The sequence below is a fragment of the Mycobacterium sp. Marseille-P9652 genome (assembly GCF_902652685.1).
Taxonomy (GTDB): Bacteria; Actinomycetota; Actinomycetes; order Mycobacteriales; family Mycobacteriaceae; genus Mycobacterium.
On sequence record NZ_CACRUY010000022.1, the window covers coordinates 58,097 to 77,783 of the forward strand.

19 protein-coding genes are annotated in these 19,687 nt (G+C 69.5%); 9 read left to right on the top strand and 10 right to left on the bottom strand.

Translation table 11 applies throughout. The features are described 5' to 3' along the window. Nucleotides 1–5 precede the first annotated feature (5 nt). From GPY60_RS13845 to galT, 3 genes are all read right to left on the bottom strand, one after another. Nucleotides 6–671, bottom strand: coding sequence for a PAS and ANTAR domain-containing protein (locus GPY60_RS13845; RefSeq protein WP_156688248.1), 666 nt, complete (start codon nucleotides 669–671; stop codon nucleotides 6–8). A gap of 184 nt (nucleotides 672–855) precedes the next feature. Then, nucleotides 856–1,947 carry a galactokinase gene (locus GPY60_RS13850; protein ID WP_156688249.1) on the bottom strand — a complete coding sequence of 364 codons (1,092 nt, stop codon included), beginning with the start codon at nucleotides 1,945–1,947 and terminating at the stop codon, nucleotides 856–858. After that, the gene (gene galT / locus GPY60_RS13855; protein WP_197283664.1) at nucleotides 1,944–3,032 is read right to left on the bottom strand and encodes a galactose-1-phosphate uridylyltransferase; all 1,089 of its coding nucleotides are present in this window, start codon (nucleotides 3,030–3,032) and stop codon (nucleotides 1,944–1,946) included. Before galT ends, GPY60_RS13850 begins: the two co-directional genes overlap by 4 nt. A 111-nt stretch (nucleotides 3,033–3,143) precedes the next feature. On the opposite strand from galT, the gene GPY60_RS13860 reads away from it, so the two are divergent. Then, nucleotides 3,144–5,327 (top strand): FUSC family protein, encoded by a 2,184-nt coding sequence (locus GPY60_RS13860; RefSeq protein ID WP_156688251.1) that lies wholly within the window; start codon nucleotides 3,144–3,146, stop codon nucleotides 5,325–5,327. Nucleotides 5,328–5,331: 4 nt separating this feature from the next. Here GPY60_RS13860 and GPY60_RS13865 read toward each other — a convergent pair whose 3' ends face one another. Continuing rightward, nucleotides 5,332–5,889 (bottom strand): hypothetical protein, encoded by a 558-nt coding sequence (locus tag GPY60_RS13865; RefSeq protein WP_156688252.1) that lies wholly within the window; start codon nucleotides 5,887–5,889, stop codon nucleotides 5,332–5,334. Between the two features lie 36 nt (nucleotides 5,890–5,925). Next, nucleotides 5,926–6,339: a hypothetical protein gene (locus GPY60_RS13870; RefSeq protein ID WP_156688253.1), complete on the bottom strand. Its 414-nt coding sequence runs from the start codon at nucleotides 6,337–6,339 to the stop codon at nucleotides 5,926–5,928. A gap of 122 nt (nucleotides 6,340–6,461) precedes the next feature. Between GPY60_RS13870 and GPY60_RS13875 the strand changes: the two genes are divergently transcribed. Next, nucleotides 6,462–7,691, top strand: coding sequence for a cytochrome P450 (locus GPY60_RS13875; RefSeq protein WP_156688254.1), 1,230 nt, complete (start codon nucleotides 6,462–6,464; stop codon nucleotides 7,689–7,691). 6 nt (nucleotides 7,692–7,697) lie between these two features. Here GPY60_RS13875 and GPY60_RS13880 read toward each other — a convergent pair whose 3' ends face one another. Next, nucleotides 7,698–9,332 (bottom strand): fatty acyl-AMP ligase, encoded by a 1,635-nt coding sequence (locus tag GPY60_RS13880; protein ID WP_156688255.1) that lies wholly within the window; start codon nucleotides 9,330–9,332, stop codon nucleotides 7,698–7,700. Nucleotides 9,333–9,430: 98 nt separating this feature from the next. After that, on the bottom strand, nucleotides 9,431–10,303 hold the full coding sequence (locus GPY60_RS13885; RefSeq protein ID WP_156688256.1) for an alpha/beta fold hydrolase: 873 nt from the start codon (nucleotides 10,301–10,303) through the stop codon (nucleotides 9,431–9,433). A gap of 107 nt (nucleotides 10,304–10,410) precedes the next feature. Between GPY60_RS13885 and GPY60_RS13890 the strand changes: the two genes are divergently transcribed. Next, entirely contained in the window at nucleotides 10,411–11,301 is an 891-nt protein-coding gene (locus tag GPY60_RS13890; protein WP_156688257.1) for an NYN domain-containing protein, read from the top strand. Nucleotides 11,302–11,425: 124 nt separating this feature from the next. Continuing rightward, complete coding sequence (locus GPY60_RS13895) at nucleotides 11,426–12,658, top strand: cytochrome P450 (protein WP_156688258.1); 1,233 nt, start codon at nucleotides 11,426–11,428, stop codon at nucleotides 12,656–12,658. Here the strand turns inward: GPY60_RS13895 and GPY60_RS27425 are convergent. Together GPY60_RS27425 and GPY60_RS13900 are read right to left on the bottom strand one after the other, a co-directional pair. Further along, complete coding sequence (locus GPY60_RS27425) at nucleotides 12,655–13,107, bottom strand: amidase family protein (RefSeq protein WP_255457238.1); 453 nt, start codon at nucleotides 13,105–13,107, stop codon at nucleotides 12,655–12,657. The two genes, GPY60_RS13895 and GPY60_RS27425, sit on opposite strands and share 4 nt — an antisense overlap. Beyond that, on the bottom strand, nucleotides 13,104–14,111 hold the full coding sequence (locus GPY60_RS13900) for an amidase (protein ID WP_255457239.1): 1,008 nt from the start codon (nucleotides 14,109–14,111) through the stop codon (nucleotides 13,104–13,106). The genes GPY60_RS27425 and GPY60_RS13900 overlap by 4 nt, the downstream gene beginning before the upstream one ends. A gap of 113 nt (nucleotides 14,112–14,224) precedes the next feature. Between GPY60_RS13900 and GPY60_RS13905 the strand changes: the two genes are divergently transcribed. The 5 genes from GPY60_RS13905 to chrA all read left to right on the top strand — a co-directional run bounded on the left by GPY60_RS13905 (nucleotide 14,225) and on the right by chrA (nucleotide 18,561). Continuing rightward, a complete protein-coding gene (locus GPY60_RS13905) occupies nucleotides 14,225–15,556 on the top strand; it encodes a hypothetical protein (RefSeq protein ID WP_231639645.1) in 1,332 nt (443 codons plus the stop codon). 92 nt (nucleotides 15,557–15,648) lie between these two features. Beyond that, the gene (locus GPY60_RS13910; protein WP_156688260.1) at nucleotides 15,649–16,548 is read left to right on the top strand and encodes a COG4705 family protein; all 900 of its coding nucleotides are present in this window, start codon (nucleotides 15,649–15,651) and stop codon (nucleotides 16,546–16,548) included. A 100-nt stretch (nucleotides 16,549–16,648) separates the two neighbouring features. Further along, the gene (locus tag GPY60_RS13915; RefSeq protein WP_197283667.1) at nucleotides 16,649–16,942 is read left to right on the top strand and encodes a PepSY domain-containing protein; all 294 of its coding nucleotides are present in this window, start codon (nucleotides 16,649–16,651) and stop codon (nucleotides 16,940–16,942) included. 133 nt (nucleotides 16,943–17,075) lie between these two features. Continuing rightward, nucleotides 17,076–17,363, top strand: coding sequence for a hypothetical protein (locus GPY60_RS13920; protein WP_156688261.1), 288 nt, complete (start codon nucleotides 17,076–17,078; stop codon nucleotides 17,361–17,363). 13 nt (nucleotides 17,364–17,376) lie between these two features. Next, nucleotides 17,377–18,561, top strand: a complete 1,185-nt coding sequence (chrA, locus tag GPY60_RS13925; protein WP_156688262.1) for a chromate efflux transporter — start codon at nucleotides 17,377–17,379, stop codon at nucleotides 18,559–18,561. Nucleotides 18,562–18,576: 15 nt separating this feature from the next. Here chrA and GPY60_RS13930 read toward each other — a convergent pair whose 3' ends face one another. Next, nucleotides 18,577–19,548 (bottom strand): DUF1259 domain-containing protein, encoded by a 972-nt coding sequence (locus GPY60_RS13930; RefSeq protein WP_156688263.1) that lies wholly within the window; start codon nucleotides 19,546–19,548, stop codon nucleotides 18,577–18,579. Between the last annotated feature and the right edge of the window lie 139 nt (nucleotides 19,549–19,687).

The window sequence follows — 19,687 nt, forward strand, 5'->3', positions numbered from 1 at the left end:
CCCCCTCAGGGAGTCACCCGTTCGTGCACCGTCAGCAGGCACCGGTCGAACGTCGCGCGAGAGATGCCGGTCTCGCTGCCCAACGCGACGAAGTCTTTGGCGATCTGTTCGGCCAGTGGCCCCAACTTCAGGTTGTGCGCCTGGGACAGCGACCTGAGGACGTTGAATGCGGCGTCTTCGTCGATGCCGTACACCAGCATCAGCATGCCCTTGGTGAGGTCGATCGCGCCGCGGCGCTCGGCGATGGCCGCGACTTTCGCCGTGACGAGTTCCTCGGTTCGCGACTCGGTGGTGACGTCGACGTAAAAGCCCTGTGTGCCAATGACTTCGCCGTTCTCGTCGCAGAACTCGTCACCGACCACGATCACGTGGTGCACCGCTCCGGCGGTGTCCACGATGCGATGCCGCGTGCTGAATGCCCGCCGATGCTGCACCATGTCGTCGATGGTCGCGGCGGCGTTTTGGCGATCCTCGGGATGCTTGTGCGACAGCACGAGTTCGGTGGTGGGGGTGACCGTCCCCGGTTCGTAGCCGTGCATGCGCTGCAACTCGTCGGACCATTCCCAGCGCTGGTCGGCGAAATAGAAGCGGAACCAGCCGAGGCGCTGCGGCGTCCCGCCGGCGAGCGCCCGCTCGACCGCGGCGGCCTGGCCGTCTAGTTCCCAGGCCATGGCCCCCGCTCCGCGACGGCCGCGCGGCGCGCCGTCCGGGCGCGGTGCGCCTTCTGCCGGCACGCGGCCGAGCAGTAGAGCGCGTCGGACCGGGCGGCGAAGCCGGTGGTGCAAAGGGAACAGGTCCGGACGATCACAGCCTTTACGTTACAGCTAACGTCCCGGCTCGAGCGGCAAGCGCGGCTCAGTCGCAGGGGCCCGCGCCCGCGGCCGCGTGCGTGCGGGTGATGATCGGCCGCGGATGCCCGGCACTGACGACCGTCCTGCGGATCGTCTCCCCGATGGCCTCCGCGCGTCGGTCCGGCACCAACGCGATGACGCACCCGCCGAATCCCCCGCCGGTCATCCGCGCGCCGAACGCCCCCGCCCGCACCGCGGTGTCGGCGAGGAGGTCGATGTGTTCGGTGGTGATCTGGAAGTCGTCGCGCATCGAGACCTGCGAGGCCGTCATGATGCGTCCGGCCTCCACGAAGTCCGAATCACGAGCGGCGGCAACAAAATCCAGCACTCGTCCGTTCTCGGTCAGGACGTGGCGGGCGCGGCGGGCGTCGACCGGGTTGCCGACCGCGTCCAGCTCCGCGCGCCCGCGGTCCCAGACCTCGCGCAGCGATGACGCCCCCAGATGGGACGCGGCCCGCTCGCAGGACTTGCGCCGCGTCGCGTAATCCCCGTCGGCGTGGGCGTGGCGGGCCCGGGAGTCGATCAGCAGCAGCGCCACACCGTCGGCGTCGGGGTCGAACGCCACGGGGGTGACGGCGAGGTCGGAGAAGTCGATGAGCAGCGCCGTCGCCGGCCGCCCAAACAGCGCCGCGAGCTGGTCGAGCAAACCCGTTGGGGCGCCGACGTAGTCGTTCTCGGCGCGCTGGGCGATGCGCGCCTGCTCCTTGGCGTCGATGCGCATGCCGGCGGCCGACGCGAGCGCGCCGAGCGTCGCGCACTCCAGCGCCGCCGAGGACGACAGCCCCGATCCCATCGGCACGTCGCTGCTGATCGACATCACGCCGCCGGGTAGCGCCTGGCCGGTTTGCCGCACCGACCACACCACCCCCGCCACGTAGGCGGCCCACCCCGTCACCTGACCCGGAACGGTCGCGAGCGGAAACCGCACGGCCCCCTGGGCGCGTGTGCTCTGCACGGTGATCGCGTCGGTGTTGTCGGGCGCGAAGGTCACCGTGGTGCGCTGCGGCAGCGCGATGGGCAGCGCGAACCCGAGGTTGTAATCGGTGTGCTCCCCGATCAGGTTGATGCGCCCGGGCGCGCCGTAGCGGACCGTCATGTGCCTTCCTCGCCGAGTTCTCTCAGTCGCCGGGCCACGCTCTCGGGCGTGACGTCACTGATGAACGCCTCCATCGCCGATTCCGAGGCCGCCAGGTATTTCAGCTTGCCGGCGCTGCGCCTGATCGACATCAACTCGACGTGGAAGTAGCCGTCCGCCTGCGCAGCGGTGGCGGCATACTGGTGCAGGGCCGAGATATATGGCAGCGCAACGGAATACATCCGGTCGAACCGCCGCAGCACGTCCACGTAGATGCGGGTGAAGTCGTCCAGTTCGTCGCCGTCGAGTTCGAGGAGGTTGTGCACGAACCGGTTCGGGTAGATGTGCACCTCGACCGGCCAGCGCGCCGCGAACGGCACGAAGGCCGTGAACGAGTCGGTGCGCGTGACCACGCGGCCGCCGTCGGCGACCTCGCGCGCCAGCAGGTCGGCGAACAGGTTGTCGCCGTGGCGCTCTCGGTGACGACGAGCCTGTTCCAACATGGCGGCCGTGCGCGGCGTCAGGAAGGGATACCCGTAGATCTGGCCGTGCGGGTGGGTCAGGGTCACCCCGATCTCCTCGCCGCGGTTCTCGAAACAGAACACCTGCTCGATGCCCGGCGTGGCCATCAGGTCGGCGGTGCGGTGCCGCCAGGCATCGACCACCAACCTCGCGCGCGGGAGGGTCAGGTTCGCAAAGGAGCCGCTGTGGTCGCTGGAGAAGCAGATCACCTCGCAGCGACCGTGTCCGGGGGCGCAGACGAAGGCGTCACCGACGGCCGGCGGGGCACCGGCGCCGGACAGGCTCGGGAACCGGTTCTCGAACACCACCACGTCGTAGTCGGGGGCGGGCACCTCACTGGTCAGCCCGGTGGGACCCGGGCACAGGGGGCACTGGTCGGGGGGCGGCTTGTAGGTGCGGTCCTGGCGGAGCGCGGCCACGATGACCCACTGCCCGGTCGTCCGGTCGAACCGCAGCTGCGACTGGTCGGGCTCGCGCGGCGGCAGCGGCCGGCGGTCGTCGACCGGCGCCGGGAAGCGCCCGGGCAACGAGAAGAAAAGCAGGTCGCGGCCGTCGGCCAGCTTCGCCCGCGTCGGCCCGGTCACGATCTCGAAGACTACTTTGGCCGCGGCGACGCGGTTCGGGTAACCATGGTGTGTACGCGCGAGAGAGGCGGTCACCCGATAACTGTTCTTTACGAACGAGCCCGCAACTGGGTGATCGGCTCCGACCCTGGGTTGCTCCGCCTGCGGATGGCGACTCGCACCACGGCCGCGCTGGGCTGCTCCCTGCTCATCCTCTTCCTGCTGACGAGGGCGACCGGACAGCCGCTGACCGTTGCCTTGCTCGGCGTCGTCATCACGATGGTGGCGTCGCGGTCGGTCAACGAGCCGGATCCCCGCCAGCAGCGGATCACGATGGCGCTGCTGCCCGTGCCGGCGGCCGTGTCGATCGCCGCCGCGTCGGTGCTCGCGCCGTACCCCCTGCCCAGCGAGGCCGCCTTCGTGGCGATCGTCTTCGCGGCCGTCTACGCCCGCCGGTTCGGCCCGCGCGGCCGGGCCCTGGGGATGGTCGCGTTCATGGCCTACTTCTTCACGCTCTACCTGCGGGCCCGAATCGCGGAGTTGCCCTGGATGATCGGCGCGGTCGCGGTGGGCACGGCGTGCACCTACGTGATGAGCACCTACGTGCTGCCCGACCGGCCCGAGAGCGTGCTGCGCGCCACCATCCGGGCGCTGCGCGCGCGTATGGCGATCGTCGTCGACACCACCGCCGAGGCCGTCCGCACGGGGCGCATCGACGAGCGCCGCCGGCGGCGCATGCGCGCGCGAGCCGTCCGGCTCAACGAGACCGCCCTCTTGGTGCAGAGCCAGATCGAGGACAAGCTCAAGCCCGCCACCCTGTCGCCCGACGTCACCGCCGAACAGCTCGCCCCCTGGCTGTTCGACGCCGAGCTGGCCGTCGAATGGGTCGCGACCGCCGGCCGGCGGGCCGCGGAGGTGGCGTCCGAATGCCCATCCGCCATACCGGCTTCCACGCGCACCGCGCTCGTCGCGGCGCTCACCCAGCTGTCGCGGGCGATCCGCATGCCAGAACCGGACGGCCTCGCCGGCGCCGCGAACCAGGCGCAACAGCTGCTGGACCAACTGTCCCCCGGCGCCGACGACTCTGGGACCGCCGCCGTGCGCCGCCTGGCCCTGGCGATCATCAACGCCGCGACCGCCACATCGGAGGCCCGGGCGATCGTCGCCGGCGACGCCACCGGGGACACGACGGGCGGCGCCGACCCGGCCCCGGACGAGGCGCCGGAGGAGACCGGCGATGAGCGGGCGGCGGTGTCCGGGGGCCTGCTGCCGACGACGCGGCAGGCCATCCAGGTCGCCGTCGCCGCGTCGCTGGCGATCGTGGCCGGCGAGCTGGTGTCCCCGGCGCGGTGGTACTGGGCGGTGATCGCGGCCTTCGTGATCTTCGCCGGGACCAACTCGTGGGGCGAGACCCTCACCAAGGGCTGGCAGCGCCTGCTCGGCACGGTCCTCGGCGTGCCGGCCGGGGTGCTCGTGGCCACGCTCGTGTCCGCGGACAGAACCGCCTCCCTGGTCGCCATCTTCGTGTGCCTGTTCTGCGCCTTCTACTTCATGACGGTCACCTACAGCCTGATGACGTTCTGGATCACCACGATGCTCGCGCTGCTGTACGGGCTTCTCGGGCAGTTCTCGTTCGGGGTGCTGATGCTTCGGATCGAAGAGACCGCAATCGGCGCGGTCATCGGGGCCGCGGTGGCGATCCTCGTGCTGCCGACCAACACCCGGACCACGATCCGCAATGACACCCGCGCCTTCCTGACGGCGTTGTCGGCGCTGATCGAGGTCTCGACCGCGACGATGTTCGGCGCCGACGAGGCGGGAAGCCCCACCGAACAGGCGCGCGAGCTCGACCGGAAGCTGCAGCAGTTCCGCGTCAGCGCCAAGCCGCTGCTGGCGGGGGTCGCCGGTATCGCCGGCCGCCGGAACGTGCGGCGGGGCCTGCGCTTGTTCACCGCGTGCGACCACTTCGGACGGTCCCTGGCGCGCAGCGCGGAGCGTTACCAGATCCCGCCCGGCACAACCGAATTCGCCGAAGCTTTCGTCTCGGCCGCGGCGCAGACCCGGGGCAACGTCGACGCGCTGGTCGACGCCATCGAGGGCACGCACGCACCGACCATCGTGTCGGTGACCGACGACCTCGACCGCGCGGAAACCCTCGCCCGGGGGCACGACGGCGAGGACGAGCCGCGGCCCGGCACCCGGCGGCTTGTCACGGCGGTCCACGCGCTGCGTCAGATCGATCGGGCCATCGTCACCACCGCGTCCATGCTCGGTGCGCGGGACCGTCCCGAGGTGCCCAGCATGGCGGCGGGCTGACGCCTCAGTCGACGGGTCCCCGCGCCCCGGCTGCGGATGCCCGGGTGCGATGGGCGTTGGCCAGCAGCCGGTTGCGCGCCCGCGGCCACCAGAGGATTTCGACGGCGAAGAGCGCCACCACCAGCCATGACACCGCGGCGAGCCGGAATGTCCCCCAGACGCTGTCGATCACCGCGAAGACCAGCATCGCCGCGCCCCCCACCCAGAGCACCCATTCGCGGCGGCGCGCCTGCTCGCCGGCGTCGAGGAGCGCGCGGGCGTACTCGATGGCCGCCGGGGCCAGTGTCGCGTCGGCGATGCCGCGCCCCCGGCGCACCGCCGAGCTCACCGCGACGCGCTGGCCCGGACGGAGGCCGCTCGCCGACGGCCACGCGGTGCCCATTCGTCGCGCCGTCGCGATGCCGGTGAAGATGCCCATGACCACGAACGCAACCAAAGCGCCCAGCGGCACACCGGATTCCGCGAACACCAGGGCCGCCACGAACACGCCGGAGGGGACGCCGGCGCACACCGCTCGGTAGATCGGACCGCCCCGCCATACCCACGCCGGCACCAGAAGCATGACGTGATTGTCGCTCCCGCCGGGCCCGCTCGGCGTTCAGTTCCCCTGCCGCACCTTCCTGCCGACGTCCAGCAGCCTGGCGATCGCCAGGCCGAGCATCCCCAGCACCTCCGGCTGCTGGCCGGGCGGGACGTTCTGGGAGTCCTGTTGCGCGATGGCGGCCTGCTGCTGGAGCTGGGTGAACCGCTGCTGCCGCTGCGCCTGAGTGAGGCTCTCCCAGTTGTTGTCGAGGTCGGAGATCTGCGCCAGCAAGTCCTGGATCTCCGACCTCGCGTCGCCCGCGAGCGCGGGCGACGGGCGCAGCGGGTAAACCTGACCCGACGCGGGCAGCGCATCGGCGTGCGGGGCGCCGGCTGCCGGCCCGCTCGCGGTCACCGCCACCACGCTGGACACCAGCGCCCCGGCGACCGTTCCGGTCAGGGTCCCCCTCGTCGTCTTCGCGCCGTTCACGAACCACACGATGGCGCCGACGCCTTGCCGGATCTTCGCCGAATCCTTGCGGATTTCTAGCGGGATTCGTCCCGGGCGGGGCTACCATCCCCTCACGGCCCGCCCTTCGCGAGGAGCAACCCATGGCCAGTCCTGACCTCCCGCCGGGATTCGACTTCACCGACCCCGACATCTACGCCCGCCGACTTCCGGTGGAGGAGCTCGCGGAGCTGCGCCGGGCGGCGCCGGTCTGGTGGAACTCCCAGCCGTTCGGCCACGGCGGATTCGACGACAGCGGTTACTGGGTGGTCACCAAACACCGTGACGTTCGGGAGGTTTCGCTGCGCAGCGACGTCTTCTCGTCCGCGGCGAAATCGATCGTGCCGCGCTACCGGCCGGACGTCGCGGCGGGCCAGATCGAGGCGGGCCGCGCGTCGATGATCATGATGGACGACCCCGAGCACACCCGGCTGCGCAAGATCGTCTCGCGCGCCTTCACGCCGCGCGCGGTCGAGCGGCTGCGCGCCGAGTTGGCCGAGCGCGCACGGCGTATCGCCGCCGAGGCCGCGGCGGCGGGGTCGGGCGACTTCGTTCGCCAGGTCGCCAGCGAGTTGCCGCTGCAGGCGATCGCCGGCCTGCTCGGGGTGCCGCCGGAGGACCACGACAAGTTGTTCGACTGGTCCAACAAGATGATCGGCGCCGACGACCCCGAGTTCGCGGAGTTCGACTCGCTGACGGCCGCGGGTGAGTTGATGTGGTACGCCACGCAATTGGCCCAACGCAAGGCCGAGGATCCCGGGGACGACATCGTCACGACCCTCGTTCGGGCCGACGCCGAGGGCCAGCACCTGTCCGACGCCGAGTTCGGCATGTTCGTGGTCACGCTCGGCATCGCCGGCAACGAGACCACCCGCAATTCCATCACCCAGGGCATGATGGCGTTCGCCGACCACCCCGATCAGTGGGAGCTGTTCAAATCCCGGCGCCCGAAGACCGCGGCCGACGAGATCATCCGCTGGGCCACCCCCATCACGGCGTTCCAGCGCACCGCCCTCGAGGACACCCACCTCGGCGGCGTGCAGATCAGCAAGGGCGACCGGGTGGTGTTGTTCTATCGCTCGGCCAACTTCGACGAAGAGGTCTTCGACGACCCGTTCTCCTTCGACATCCTGCGCAGCCCCAACCCGCACCTCGGATTCGGCGGCACCGGGGCGCACTACTGCATCGGCGCCAACCTGGCCCGAATGACCGTCGACCTGATGTTCAACGCCATCGCCGACCACCTGCCCAACCTGACCCCGACCGGCGAGCCCGAGCGACTGCGGTCACCGTTCATCAACGGCATCAAGCACTGGCAGGTGGACTACCGCTAGCGCAACTCAGCTGACCAGCGCCAGCGCGTAGGTGCGCCGCAGCTTCCCCGAGGGGGTCTTGGGGATCAATCCCGGCTGCAGCACCGCCACGTTGCGCGGCCGGGCGCCAACCTCCACGACCACCTCGTGCGCGACGAGCCGCTCGATGCGGCGCACCTCCGCCGGGTCCTGCCATGCCGCGGATTCGACTGCGACGGCGAAGGTTTCCCGCGACCGTCCGGCGTCCAGGCGCACCGCCACGACGCAGCCCGGCCGGACGCCGGGCACGCGGGCGGCCGCCCGTTCGATGTCCGTCGGGTAGATGTTGCGACCGGCCATGACGATGACGTCCTTGACGCGCCCGCACACGACGACGCTGTCGGTCTCCGTCAGGTACCCGAGGTCGCCGGTGTCGTACCAGCCCTGCTCGTCCTGCGCCGACACGAATCCGGCCTTCGTCAGGTAGCCGTCGCTGACCGACGCGCCCCGCACCTGGATGACCCCGACCCCGCGGCGCGGCAGCAGTGCGTCGTATTCGTCGACGACGCGGACCTCCATGCCGTCGAGCAGGCGCCCGAGGGTGGCCAGCCGCCGAGTCTTACCGCCGGTCGAGGGGACGGCGCGGTGCAGGACGGCGAGCAGGTCGGCGTCGACCTCGTCGACCACCATGCCGGTGCCGCATTCGGTGAACGACGTCGCGACCGTCGTCTCGGCCATGCCGTAGGCCGGCAGGATGGCGCCGGGTCGGAGCCCGAACGGTTGGCCCGCGTCGATCAGGTCCTCGACGTCGGCGGGCTCCACCTGCTCGGCGCCCGAGAGCGCCCACCGCAGCGACGACAGGTCGAACTCGCCGGGCGTGGCCTGCCTGCGCAGCCGCTTGGCCAGCAGGTTGTAGGCGAAGTTCGGCGCGGCGGTCATCGTGCCCTGGTACTTGTCGATGAGCCGCGCCCACAGCAGGACGTCGCGCAGGAAGTCCATCGGCGTCACCTTGACCAGCTCGGCGCCGAAGTACATCGGGACCGTCAGGAAGCCGGTCATGCCCATGTCGTGGAAGAGCGGGAGCCAGCTCACGATGACGTCGGTGTCGCGGTCGACCCGCGCGCCGGTGAACATCGCCTCCGCGTTGGACACGACGTTGCGGTGCGTGATCCGCACCGCCTTCGGCGATCCCGCCGAGCCCGAGGTGAGCTGCAGCAGGGCCAGGTCGTCGTCGCCGGTGTCGACCGGCTCCGACGGCCGCCCGTCGAGCAGGTCGCCGACGGTCAGCACCCGCAGGCCCAGTTCCGACAGCAGCGGCGCGGCGGCGAGAAAGGGGTCCGAGACGATCACGGTGGAGGCGCCGATCATGTCGATGACGCCGGTGGTGTCGGCCGCCCACCGCTGCAGGTCCGTGCGCGGCGTCGGCTGGTGCAGCATGGTCAGGCTGGCGCCGCGCATCCAGATGCCTTGCGCCGTCGGGGCGATCTCCACCGGCGCGCCCGCCAGGACGGCGACGGCGTCCCCGTGTCCGACGCCGCCCGTGGCCAGGCCGCCGGCGATGCGCCGGGCCCGCTCGTGCACCTCACCCCAGGTGTGCCGCACGGGGTTGTCCGGCTCGCCGGTGACCAGCCCCCGCCGGCTCGTGTGCGCGTTGGCATACATCGTCTCGGTGAATCGGCTCACGGGACCGAACGTATGGAGCCAACCGGGCGCCCATCCGCGGCGCGCCGCGGCCCGGGGGCGGCCGACGCACAACCGTGACGCCGCCGTGACGCGCGGGGTTAGAAGCTCGGCTGCGGGCTGTTCAGCTCGCGGTGTTCCCCTGTGGCGACGAAGTCCTCGATCAACTCGACGACCCGGGTGGGCAGCTCCACCTGCGGAAAGTGTCCGACGCCGGGCAGCACTTCGAGCCTGCTGTCGGCGCGGGCCTCCTGCGCGGCGTAGGCGTGGTCGACCGGGATGATGCCGTCCCGGTCGCCCCAGATCGCCATGACCGGCAGCTCCTCGCGCAGCCGCAGCCGACTGAGGGCGCTGACGGCCTGGCCCCGGTAGTCGACCACGGATCGCAGCGTCCGCAGGAAGGACTGGCGGGTGTCCCGGTCCGACAGCGACGAGTAGGCACTCCAGAGCTCGGCGCCGCGCGGCGACTGGATGCCGGCGCTGCTCAGCCACGACCTGAGCTTGTTGCCGACGGTCAGCACCGGCTTCGGCGCGATGACCGGCAGCACCAGTTCCGCGCCGGGGGCCGAGAGCAGCCGCAATATGAGCCCGACGTCGGGACCGAGCCCGCCGCTGCTGATCAGGACCAGCCGCTTGGCGTAGTCGGGGTGCTGGTAGACGAACTGCATGGAGACACCGCCGCCCAGCGAGTGGCCGACCACGGTGGCCTGGCTCACCCCGAGCTCGTCGAGGAAGTCGCGCAGCCACACCGCGAACGCACCGAGCGAGTAGTCGCCTCGCGGTTTCGCCGACTGGCCATGACCGAGCAGGTCCGGCGCGATCACGCGGAAGTTCTTGGCGAGCTGCGGCGTCACCGACCGCCAGCTCTCCGAACTCCCTGCCATACCGTGGATGAGCAGCAGTACCTCGCCCTCACCGTCGTCGCGGTAGGCGACCCGGTCGCCGTGCAACTCGAGAAACTTCAACTCGTTCATTGAACGGGTGTACCCCTTTGCGCACTATTTACCTATCCAATCAGCGAAAATAGTGACGAAGAACGCTGAACAAGTGTTCGGAATTGGCGGTCAGCGACAATGATGTGATGACCGAGCCAGTCGCGGCCCGCGTGGCCGTCTACCTCGACTTCGACAACATCGTCATCTCGCGGTACGACCAGGTGAACGGGCGCAACTCGTTCCAGCGGGACAAGGTCAAGGGCCTCGAGCAGTTCCCGGAGCGGTGCGCCCGGGCCACGGTCGACGTGGGCTCGATCCTCGACTTCGCGTCGTCGTTCGGGACGCTGGTGCTCACCCGCGCCTACGCCGACTGGTCGGCCGAATTCAACGCCGGGTACCGCGGACAGCTGGTGGGCCGGGCGGTGGATCTGGTGCAGCTGTTCCCGGCGGCGGCCTACGGCAAGAACGGCGCCGACATCCGGCTGGCGGTCGACGCGGTCGAGGACATGTTCCGGCTGCCCGACCTGACCCACGTGGTGATCGTGGCCGGGGACTCCGACTACATCCCCCTGGCGCAGCGCTGCAAGCGGCTGGGCCGGTACGTCGTGGGCATCGGGGTGGCCGGCTCGTCGAGCCGGGCGCTGGCCGCGGCCTGCGACGAATTCGTCGTCTACGACGCGCTGCCGGGGGTGCCCGCGTTCGAGCCGCCGGCCGCCGCAACGGAGACCGCGCCGAAGCGACGGGCGCGCGCCAAGGCGGCCGAGCCCGACGAGCCCGACGAGCCCGAGCCGCCCGACCCTCAGGCCGCGGCCACCGCGCTGCTGACGCGCGCCCTCCGAATCGGCCTGGAAAAGGACGACGTCGACTGGTTGCACAATTCGGCGGTCAAGGCCCAGATGAAGCGAATGGACCCGTCGTTCAGCGAAAAAGCTTTGGGTTTCCGGTCTTTCAGCGACTTCCTGCGATCCCGCTCCGATGTCGTCGAGCTGGACGAGACGTCGACGACGAGGATGGTGCGGCTGCGCGGGTCCGAGTGAGCCCGCCTCGCCGCAATACGGCACGCGTTTTGTGTATGGCCTGTCACCGACAACGCGACGACATCGTTGACACGATGGTGCGGTCGCCATACATTGACTGAAACTTGTCCGCGAGGAGACCGTCATGGCCGTCGGCACCGCTCCCGCAAGCGTTTTCGACGCCGACCTGCCGGCGCTGACCTACGACGCCGAGGAATCACCCGCCGAGGTCTACCCGCGGCTGCGGGAGGCCCAGCGGCAGGCCCCGGTTGCGCTCGGACCGTACGGACCCGAGGTGCTGTCCTATCGCATGGTCCGTTCCGTGCTTCGCGACACCCGGTTCCAGATCCCGCCGGGCATCAACCTGCTCGTGCAGGGCATCACGTCCGGCCCGCTGTGGGACAAGGTGGTCAACAGCCTGCTCTGCCTCGAGGGCGCCGCCCACCATCGGCTGCGCAGCCTCACGTCCAAGGCCTTCACCCCCCGCGCGGTCCTGCGCCTGCACGACACGATGGCCGGTGTGATGAACGAGGTGGTGGACAGCGTCGCCGGCGCCGGGCGCTGTGACGTCGTCACCGACATCGCGCGGCCCTACCCCGTCCCGATCATCTGCGCGCTGCTCGGCGCGCCCCGCGAGGACTGGCAGCGATTCTCGTCGTGGGCCGACGACGTCTTCAAAGCCTTCACCTTCACCGGGAACCTGCGGGAGGTGGAGCCGGTGGTCATGCGGGCCTGGGGCGAGCTCGACGACTACGTCGACGACATGGTCGATCGCCGCCGGCACAGCCTCACCGACGACCTGCTGTCCGATCTGATCCGCGCCGAGGACGACGGCGACCGCCTGAACCAGGCCGAACTTCGGATGCTCGCCGGGGGCCTGTTGCTGGCGGGCACGGACACCACTCGCAACCAGGTCGCCGCCTCGATGCAGGTGCTCTGCGAGCACCCGGATCAGTGGGAATCTCTTAGGGACAGGCCCGAACTCGCGATGCGCGCGGTCGAGGAGACCATGCGCCACTCGCCGATCGCGTGCGGAACCCTGCGCCTCGTGGCCGAGGACGCGGACGTGGACGGCTACCTCTTTCCCGCGGGCACCATGGTGCTGGTGAACACCGCCGCGGCCAACCGCGACCCGGCGGTCTACGAGGACCCGGACCGCGTCGACATCACCCGCGAGGGCGCACCGGCGATCCTGACCTTCGGCGGCGGCGTGCATTACTGCCTCGGCGCCAACCTGGCGCGGCGCGAGATCGCCGAGGCGCTGGTGGTGCTGACCCGGCGGATGCGCAACCCGCGGATCGCCGGCCCGGCGCCGTGGAAGCCGATGGTCAGCCTGAGCGGGCCGAAGAGCCTGCCCGTCGAGTTCGACGCCGACTAATCGGTGTTCGACGCTCGAAGCGGTGGGTGGTGGGCCGCCCAGGGATGGGCCGATTCCAGTTGCGCCGCAACGCCGATGAGGACGTCCTCACGGCCATAGGCCGCCGCGAGCTGCACGCCGATCGGCAGGCCGTCGGCATTTCGGTGCAGCGGCAGGCTGATCGCCGGCTGCCCACTCATGTTGAACGGCGGCGTGAACGCGGCGAACTGTCCGCCCCGGCGCATCGGCGCGGTCGGGCGGTCGGGGTTGTTCTCGAATTCCGTTAGCGGAAGCGGTGGTTCGGCCACCGTCGGGGTGAGCAGCAGGTCCCAGCCGTCGGCCCACCACTGCTGCAGGGCGCGCCGGAACGCGTAGACGGCGTCCAGCGCGGCGGCGTAGTCGACGGCGGTCACCCGCCGCGCCCGCTCGATGAGCACCCAGTTCACCGGCTCGATGTCGTCGGCGGTCACCTCCCGCCCGAGCGTCTGTCCGAAGCCGCGGGCCGCCATCGCCAATTGCGTCGCCCACAACGCCATGAACTTCTCGACCAACGTGGTGTCGGCGAGGGCCGCGGGCCATGCGGGTTCGCGATGTGGCCGAGCCCCTCGAGCATCGACGCCGCGGAGCGCACCGCCGCAACGCAGTCGTCGTGCAGGAAGTCGCCGCGCGGATGGACGTCGAGCAGCCCGATGCGCAGCCGGCCCGGTTCGGCGCCGACCTCGTCGAGGTACGGGCGCCGTGGGGGCGGCGCGATCACGGAGTCGCCGACGCCGGGGCCGCGCACCGCGTCGAGGAGCCCGGCCGTGTCGCGGACCGTGCGGCTGACGCACAGTTCGACCCCCAGTCCCGTCTCCGCGCGGGCGGGGCCGACGGTGATGCGGCCCTGGCTCGGCTTGAGGCCGACCAGGCCGCAGCACGACGCCGGTATCCGGATGCTGCCGCCGCCGTCGGAGGCGTTGGCGAACGGCACGATGCCGGCGGCCACCGCCGCCGCGGCGCCGCCGCTGGACCCGCCCGGCGCGCGGTCGAGGGCCCACGGGTTGCGGGTCGCGCCCCAGGCGACGGGCTGAGTGGTCGGCAGGCTGCCCATCTCGGGGCTGTTCGTGCGGCCGGCGATCACCAGGCCGGCCGCCTTGAACCGGGCGACCAGCGTCGTGTCGGCGGTGTCGACGATGGCCGCCTCCTTCAGCGCGACGTTGCCGTTGGACAGGGTCTGGCCGGCGTAGGCCGTGTACAGGTCCTTGAGCAGGAAGGGCACGCCGTGGAACGGCCCCGTCGGCAGGGCGGGGTCGGCGGCCACCGACCGGGCGTGGTCGAACCACTCGATGACGACCGCGTTCAGTGCCGGGTTGAACCGCTCGATCCGCTCGATCGCCGCCTCGAGCAGTTCGCCCGGGGCGACCTCGCCGGTGGCCACCAGCGCCGCCTGGTCGGTGGCGTCCATCCACCGCGTCTCGTCGGCAAGTTTGCTCATGTGTTCGGTGTAGCACGGGCGGTATGTGACGAAGACCCGCGGCACACGATTCGCGGTCGCCGCGACCTGGCTTTACGCTCGGGGGTTACACGAACTTAACGGGGGTTTCGGTGATGCGTGGGATCGGGGGGCGAACTGTGTCCGCACACAGGTTTGCCCTGCTCGCCGGGGCCGTGTGCCTCCTCGTCGCGTCCTGTTCGGAGACCGTCGCTCCTCCCGCGGCCACGCCCACGACCTCCACGTCGGCCGCGAAGACCACCGCCACCGCGGCTCCGGCGCCGGCCTCGGTGACCGGGCCATTGGAGAAGGACTGGAAGAGCTTCGGCGGGACGGCGTACGTGGGGTGCCCGGACAAGTTCGCGGAGAGGAAATCGGCGCCGCAAGACATCCGGCCCAAGATCTTCGACACGAAGACGGGCCAGTACGTGACGCCCGGTGTGCCCGCCGTCCCCGCCGGTGAGAACGTGACCGGCGGCATCTGCGCCCTGGCCGGTGCGGGCGACGACTTGAAGGTCGTCTACGTGGTCACGACGGCTCAGGGCCCCCAGACCGAGGCCACCGCGTACGTCTTCGACCTCAAGACCAACCAGCCGTTGGTCACCAAGGACCTGCAGCCGCCGACGCCGGACCTGAAGTTGGCGCCCGCCAAACAGTGGCAGCTCGCCGCGACCGCGTCGGGAGTGGCGTGGATGAACGCCTTCACCGACGGACGCAGCCCGGCGTCACCGCCGCGCACCGTGGTCCTGTCCGGCTCCGACCTGACGATGATGTGGAACGACCCCCAGCCCGGCCGCGTGTGGCAGGACGTTCTTTCCTTCCAGCGCAACACCGACGCCGCCAAGGCGTCGGGGGCCGAGCTGCGGCGGCCCAGCGGCGAACCGATCTACCAGGACAACGACATCTGGACGGTCGACGGCGAATTGTCCGACGGGCCGGACAAATTGGTGAAGCTCACCCACTGGGATTCGTACAACCCGCCGGCCGTGTCGACGATGTTCTATGACCTCAACGCGAAAGCGCTTGTCAAGGTGGCGGATTCGGAGAAGATCTCCGGCGGCGGGCTGTCCGCGACGCTGTCGGACGGCAGGTTGTTCGTCGATGGCCACAACTCCGACACATCGCAGTTCGGATTCGGCGTATGGAACCTGCGGACCCAGCAGTGGGAGCTGTTGAAGACACGTGACGACGCCAAGAAGATGTCGATCGCCAAGCTGGCCTTCTTCGAAGACCACCTCTACGTCACCAACACGAACAACACGTTCGCCGTCCTCGCATTGCCGGCCACCGAGCCGATCGCGACGACGTGGTCCGTCCGGCCCTTCGAGCGGATCTCGGGGTGGACGCTGGTGTGCCGCGGCGAGAACGCCGCCGCGCTGAACGGCGATTGCAAGGAGATCGTGATGGTTCAGGACCGGGACGGCCAGTTCCCGGGTCCCTGGTTCTGACGGGGCGCAATCCCCACTGCCCCATCGGTTTCGCTGCCACATTTGCGACAACCGGCACCGGGTGTCACCAGGTGTTTGTACTATCAGCCATTGTGGCCGAGTCGCGGGAGTTCGACACCGCCGGCACTGAGGGTGCTCGGCTCAGCAAGGTGCCTGAGGTCACGGTGTGGTTCTGGATCATCAAGATCCTGTGCACAACCGTGGGTGTGAGCTTCGCCGACTGGCTCGACACGACGTTGGGCATGACCAAGACCGCGCTGATCTTTCCGGTGGTGATTGCCGCCGTTTTGGCCTTGCAGTTACGGCTGAATCGCTATGTGCCGTTCGTGTACTGGCTGGTGGTCGTCGTGTTCAGGCTGGCGGGCACCTTGTACGCCGACCTTCTCGTCATTCAGTTCGGGGTTCCGCTTTCGGCGACCACGGGCATCTTCACCGCGGCCCTGGCCCTCATCTTCGGCGTTTGGTACGCCCGCGAGCGAACACTTGACCTCCACAGCATCGTCACGTTGCCCCGAGAGTCGTTTTACTGGCTCGCAGTTTTCGTCACCTTCGCCCTGGGTACCGCGGCCGGTGACTGGACGGTGCAGCTCACCGGATGGGGATCCGGTACCTCAGCGCTGCTGTGGGCCGGCCTGCTTGTCGCGATCGTGATCGGCTGGCGGCTCGGCGCAAACGCCGTACTGTCCTTCTGGCTCGCGTATGTCCTGACCGGCCCCTTGGGCGCCAACGTCGGCGACTGGCTTGCAACCCCGCCGTCCGGTCACGGCCTCGGCTTGGGTATTTCCACCACCAGCACAATCGGCTTCGCCGCGATCCTCGCCATGGTCGCGTACCTCACCTGGACCCGCCGCGACGTGATCGAAGAGCGCAAAGCGTCCGGCACGCCAACCGTGAGGACGGATGCGGCTCGCGAGCGGATCATGCTCGGCTACTACGCCGTGGTCGCTGTCGCCACGGCCGCGCTGCTCGTCTGGTCCGCCGCCAGCCGGTGAATATGTCGCGGCAATGAATCCCGCTCACATTCATGCTGGCTTCATGTGCCGGAACTAGCGTCTGCTTCTGCAGGATGGTTACGGCGAGCAGGGGTGGCCAATGAGAATCAGAACGCGAATCTGCATCGGGCTGGCAAGTGCCGCAGCGCTGGCGGGAATCGGCATCGGAGCCGCGGCCGCCGACGACCAGGAGATCACCGGCCCGGCCGCGGATAAGGCCCGCGCCGCCGCGGTGCAAGCCATACCGGGCAAGGCCGGAAAGGTCGAAAAGGAAACCAACGAGGGCGCAGCCTATTACGGAGTCCTCGTCACCAAGACCGACGGCACTCAGGTGGAAGTACACCTCGACCAAGGCTTTCGCTTCGTAGGCACTGAAGCGCCCGATAACGATTGACCCGCTACTTCAATCGGATTCGCCGCGGGTGATTAGAACCATAGCCACGGCAACCGATCTCGCCGCAGAGGCCGGCCGCTTCGGTACGACGCAAATCGCGTTCACCGCTGCGCTTACCGGCGTCCTCGCACTCGTGGCGGCGGCATGGTGGCTTCCCCGGTCCTCCTGGCCCGACGCCGTGGCCGTCGGGTTACTGAGCGGGGCCGCAGTTTTCCTCTGGCGGATCTCGGCCAACATGCCACAACTCAACAGTGACGGACTTCCCGGCTTTTCCGCCAACGACTGGCTCGCGCCGGTGATGACGTATGTCTTCCTCTCGGCATTCGCCGATCTCCGGTCACCTGTCGATTCGCGGCGCTACGGCCACGTCCGTACGCTTGCCGTCGTGATATCGCTGCTCGTCAACGTCGTGACCATTTGAGTAAATAGTCGACATGGGTGAGCCTGACGACCCGAAGCCCGGACGCTCCGTGGGATTCGGCCGGATACTCGCCTACTTCCTCAAGCTGGGCGCAATCGGGTTCGGCGGACCGATCGCCACCGTCGGCTACATGCAACGTGACCTCGTCGAGCAGCGGCAATGGATCAACCGGCAGGATTTCCTCGACGGCGTTGCGCTCGGCCAGACCATGCCCGGCCCCCTCGCGGCGCAGGTCGCGATGTGGGTGGGGTACCTGCGCACGGGCACCCGGGGCGCGGCCGCCGTGGCCGCGGCCTTCGTGGCACCCTCGTTCGTCATCGTGGTGGCCGTGGCCGCCATCTACTCCCACTACTCGGGCTCGCGCGTCGTGCAGGCGCTGTTCTACGGAATCGCCCCGGCCGTCATGGCGATCATCACCATCGCCGCGATTAAACTCATCAAACTGACGGACCGCAACGACTGGCGGCTGTGGAGCATCAGTGCGGCGGTGTTCGCGCTCACCGCACTCACCGGCTCCGAACCCGTGCTCGTCATCGTCGGCGCGGGCCTCCTGATGATCCTGCTCGACGCCCGGCCACGCATTCGGCGACCCCGCCGCAAGCCGCCGGAAGACGTTGCGGGAACGGGTGATAACGCCAAGCCCGTGCCGGTGGTCATCGGGCTCGGCACCATCGCCGGCGCAGGGACGCTGGCATCGCTGGCGTTGTTCTTCCTGAAAACCGGGGCCATCGTGTTCGGCTCCGGGCTGGCCATCGTGCCGTTCATGCGGGCCGGTGTCGTCGATCAGCACCACTGGCTGACCAACAGCCAGTTTCTCGATTCCGTGGCCATCGGGCTGATCACCCCCGGGCCGGTCGTCATCAGCGCCGGATTCATCGGCTACCTCGTCGCCGGGTTGCCGGGCGCGATCGTCTCGAGTGTCGCCATCTTCACCCCGATCTACCTCGGCGTGGTCGTGCCCGGCCGCTGGTTCCTGCGGCACCGCGACAATGCGCAGGTTCGCGCCTTCGTGGCCGGTGCCACCGCCGCCGCCGGCGGGGCACTCTGCGGTGCCGTGGTGGTGTTGACCCGCCAAGCCGTCACCGACTGGATCACCGCCGGCATCGCCGTGGTGACGCTGGCCGTGCTGTGGCGCTTCAAGGTCAAGGAGCCTTACGTCGTTGTCGCGACGGGAGCGCTTGGCTTGCTGCTGTTCTGAGCGGCCCGCGCCCCGTCACGACCGCAGGTTGGTCGCGTCGAGCGCGGGACGCAGCGCCCTGGCGAGCGTGACGGCGTCGTCGACCGCCCAGTAATGCATGTAGAACAGCCGGGGTTCCTCGGTGAGGCCGTGGTTGTGCAGTTCGACGATCTGGATATTGCCCGCGCGCAGCGCCTGGATGACCTTCTGCACCTCGGAAGCGATCAGGATGAAGTCGCCGTTGATCGCCGCGCGGCCACCTCCGACGGGCTGGAAGTTGATGACCGTCGTCAGATTCAGCGACGCCGCGGGCAGCGCATGCCCGTCCTCGACGATGGTGTCCTTGCGCGGGATGCTGTACTTGAACAATCCGCCGTCGGCAGTTCCCTTGCGGCCCAACGCCTGCTCGACCCCCCCGGTGTCGATGTCGACCGGCGGTTGCTGCGCCGGCGGCGGGGTGGCCGGACCGATCGACGTCGCGTCCAACGCGGCCTTGAGCCCCTGCGCCAGCTGCACCGCGTCGCCCATGCCGTGCACATGGGTCCACCACACCGGCGGGGTTTGTTGCAACAGATGCTTGTGCAGTCCCGTCTGGGCAATGCCGTGGGCCTGTAGCGCGTCGGTGACCTTCGGCAGTTCGGCTTCCGTGACCACCAGGTCGCCCATCAGCAGCGTCTGGTTGTCGTCGTAGCGCGCGAATGCCGCATACCCGCCCAGGGACAATCCCGGTTTGATCGGCACACCATCGGTGGTGACCTGAAGATCATTGCGCACCAGGGAGACTCGATAGGCCGTGTTGTTGTCGCCCAACTTGCCGGCGCGTCCCAGCGCGTCGGCCACCGGCTTCCAGTCCGCATCGGTCGTGGTCGCCGCCGAACGGGGACTCGGAGGTTGGCTCGTGCTGCTACCCGCGCCTCCCCGGGAGCCCGCACCACAACCCGCGATGACCAGCGCCACCGCTGCGGCGATCGCGACGGTGCGCTTGGGGCTCACTCGGTTCCGCGCCATAGCACACGGTCTAGCCCCCTTCGATGAAGCCACGATGAAGCCCGGCCCGGCATTGTCAATCGGTTAGTGCAACATCTGGTCAGGCGGCTTGGTCGAGGAGTTGGGCGAGTCGTTGGGCGGGGGTGTCGAGGTTGAGTGT

Bases quoted from the DNA above. Each gene is read 5' to 3' on its own strand.
- GPY60_RS13845 (WP_156688248.1), bottom strand. From the start codon at position 671: ATGGCCTGGGAACTAGACGGCCAGGCCGCCGCGGTCGAGCGGGCGCTC.
- GPY60_RS13850 (WP_156688249.1), bottom strand. From the start codon at position 1,947: ATGACGGTCCGCTACGGCGCGCCCGGGCGCATCAACCTGATCGGGGAG.
- GPY60_RS13865 (WP_156688252.1), bottom strand. From the start codon at position 5,889: ATGCTTCTGGTGCCGGCGTGGGTATGGCGGGGCGGTCCGATCTACCGA.
- GPY60_RS13875 (WP_156688254.1), top strand. From the start codon at position 6,462: ATGGCCAGTCCTGACCTCCCGCCGGGATTCGACTTCACCGACCCCGAC.
- GPY60_RS13885 (WP_156688256.1), bottom strand. From the start codon at position 10,303: ATGAACGAGTTGAAGTTTCTCGAGTTGCACGGCGACCGGGTCGCCTAC.
- GPY60_RS13890 (WP_156688257.1), top strand. From the start codon at position 10,411: ATGACCGAGCCAGTCGCGGCCCGCGTGGCCGTCTACCTCGACTTCGAC.
- GPY60_RS13895 (WP_156688258.1), top strand. From the start codon at position 11,426: ATGGCCGTCGGCACCGCTCCCGCAAGCGTTTTCGACGCCGACCTGCCG.
- GPY60_RS13900 (WP_255457239.1), bottom strand. From the start codon at position 14,111: ATGAGCAAACTTGCCGACGAGACGCGGTGGATGGACGCCACCGACCAG.
- GPY60_RS13905 (WP_231639645.1), top strand. From the start codon at position 14,225: ATGCGTGGGATCGGGGGGCGAACTGTGTCCGCACACAGGTTTGCCCTG.
- GPY60_RS13915 (WP_197283667.1), top strand. From the start codon at position 16,649: ATGAGAATCAGAACGCGAATCTGCATCGGGCTGGCAAGTGCCGCAGCG.
- chrA (WP_156688262.1), top strand. From the start codon at position 17,377: ATGGGTGAGCCTGACGACCCGAAGCCCGGACGCTCCGTGGGATTCGGC.
- GPY60_RS13930 (WP_156688263.1), bottom strand. From the start codon at position 19,548: ATGGCGCGGAACCGAGTGAGCCCCAAGCGCACCGTCGCGATCGCCGCA.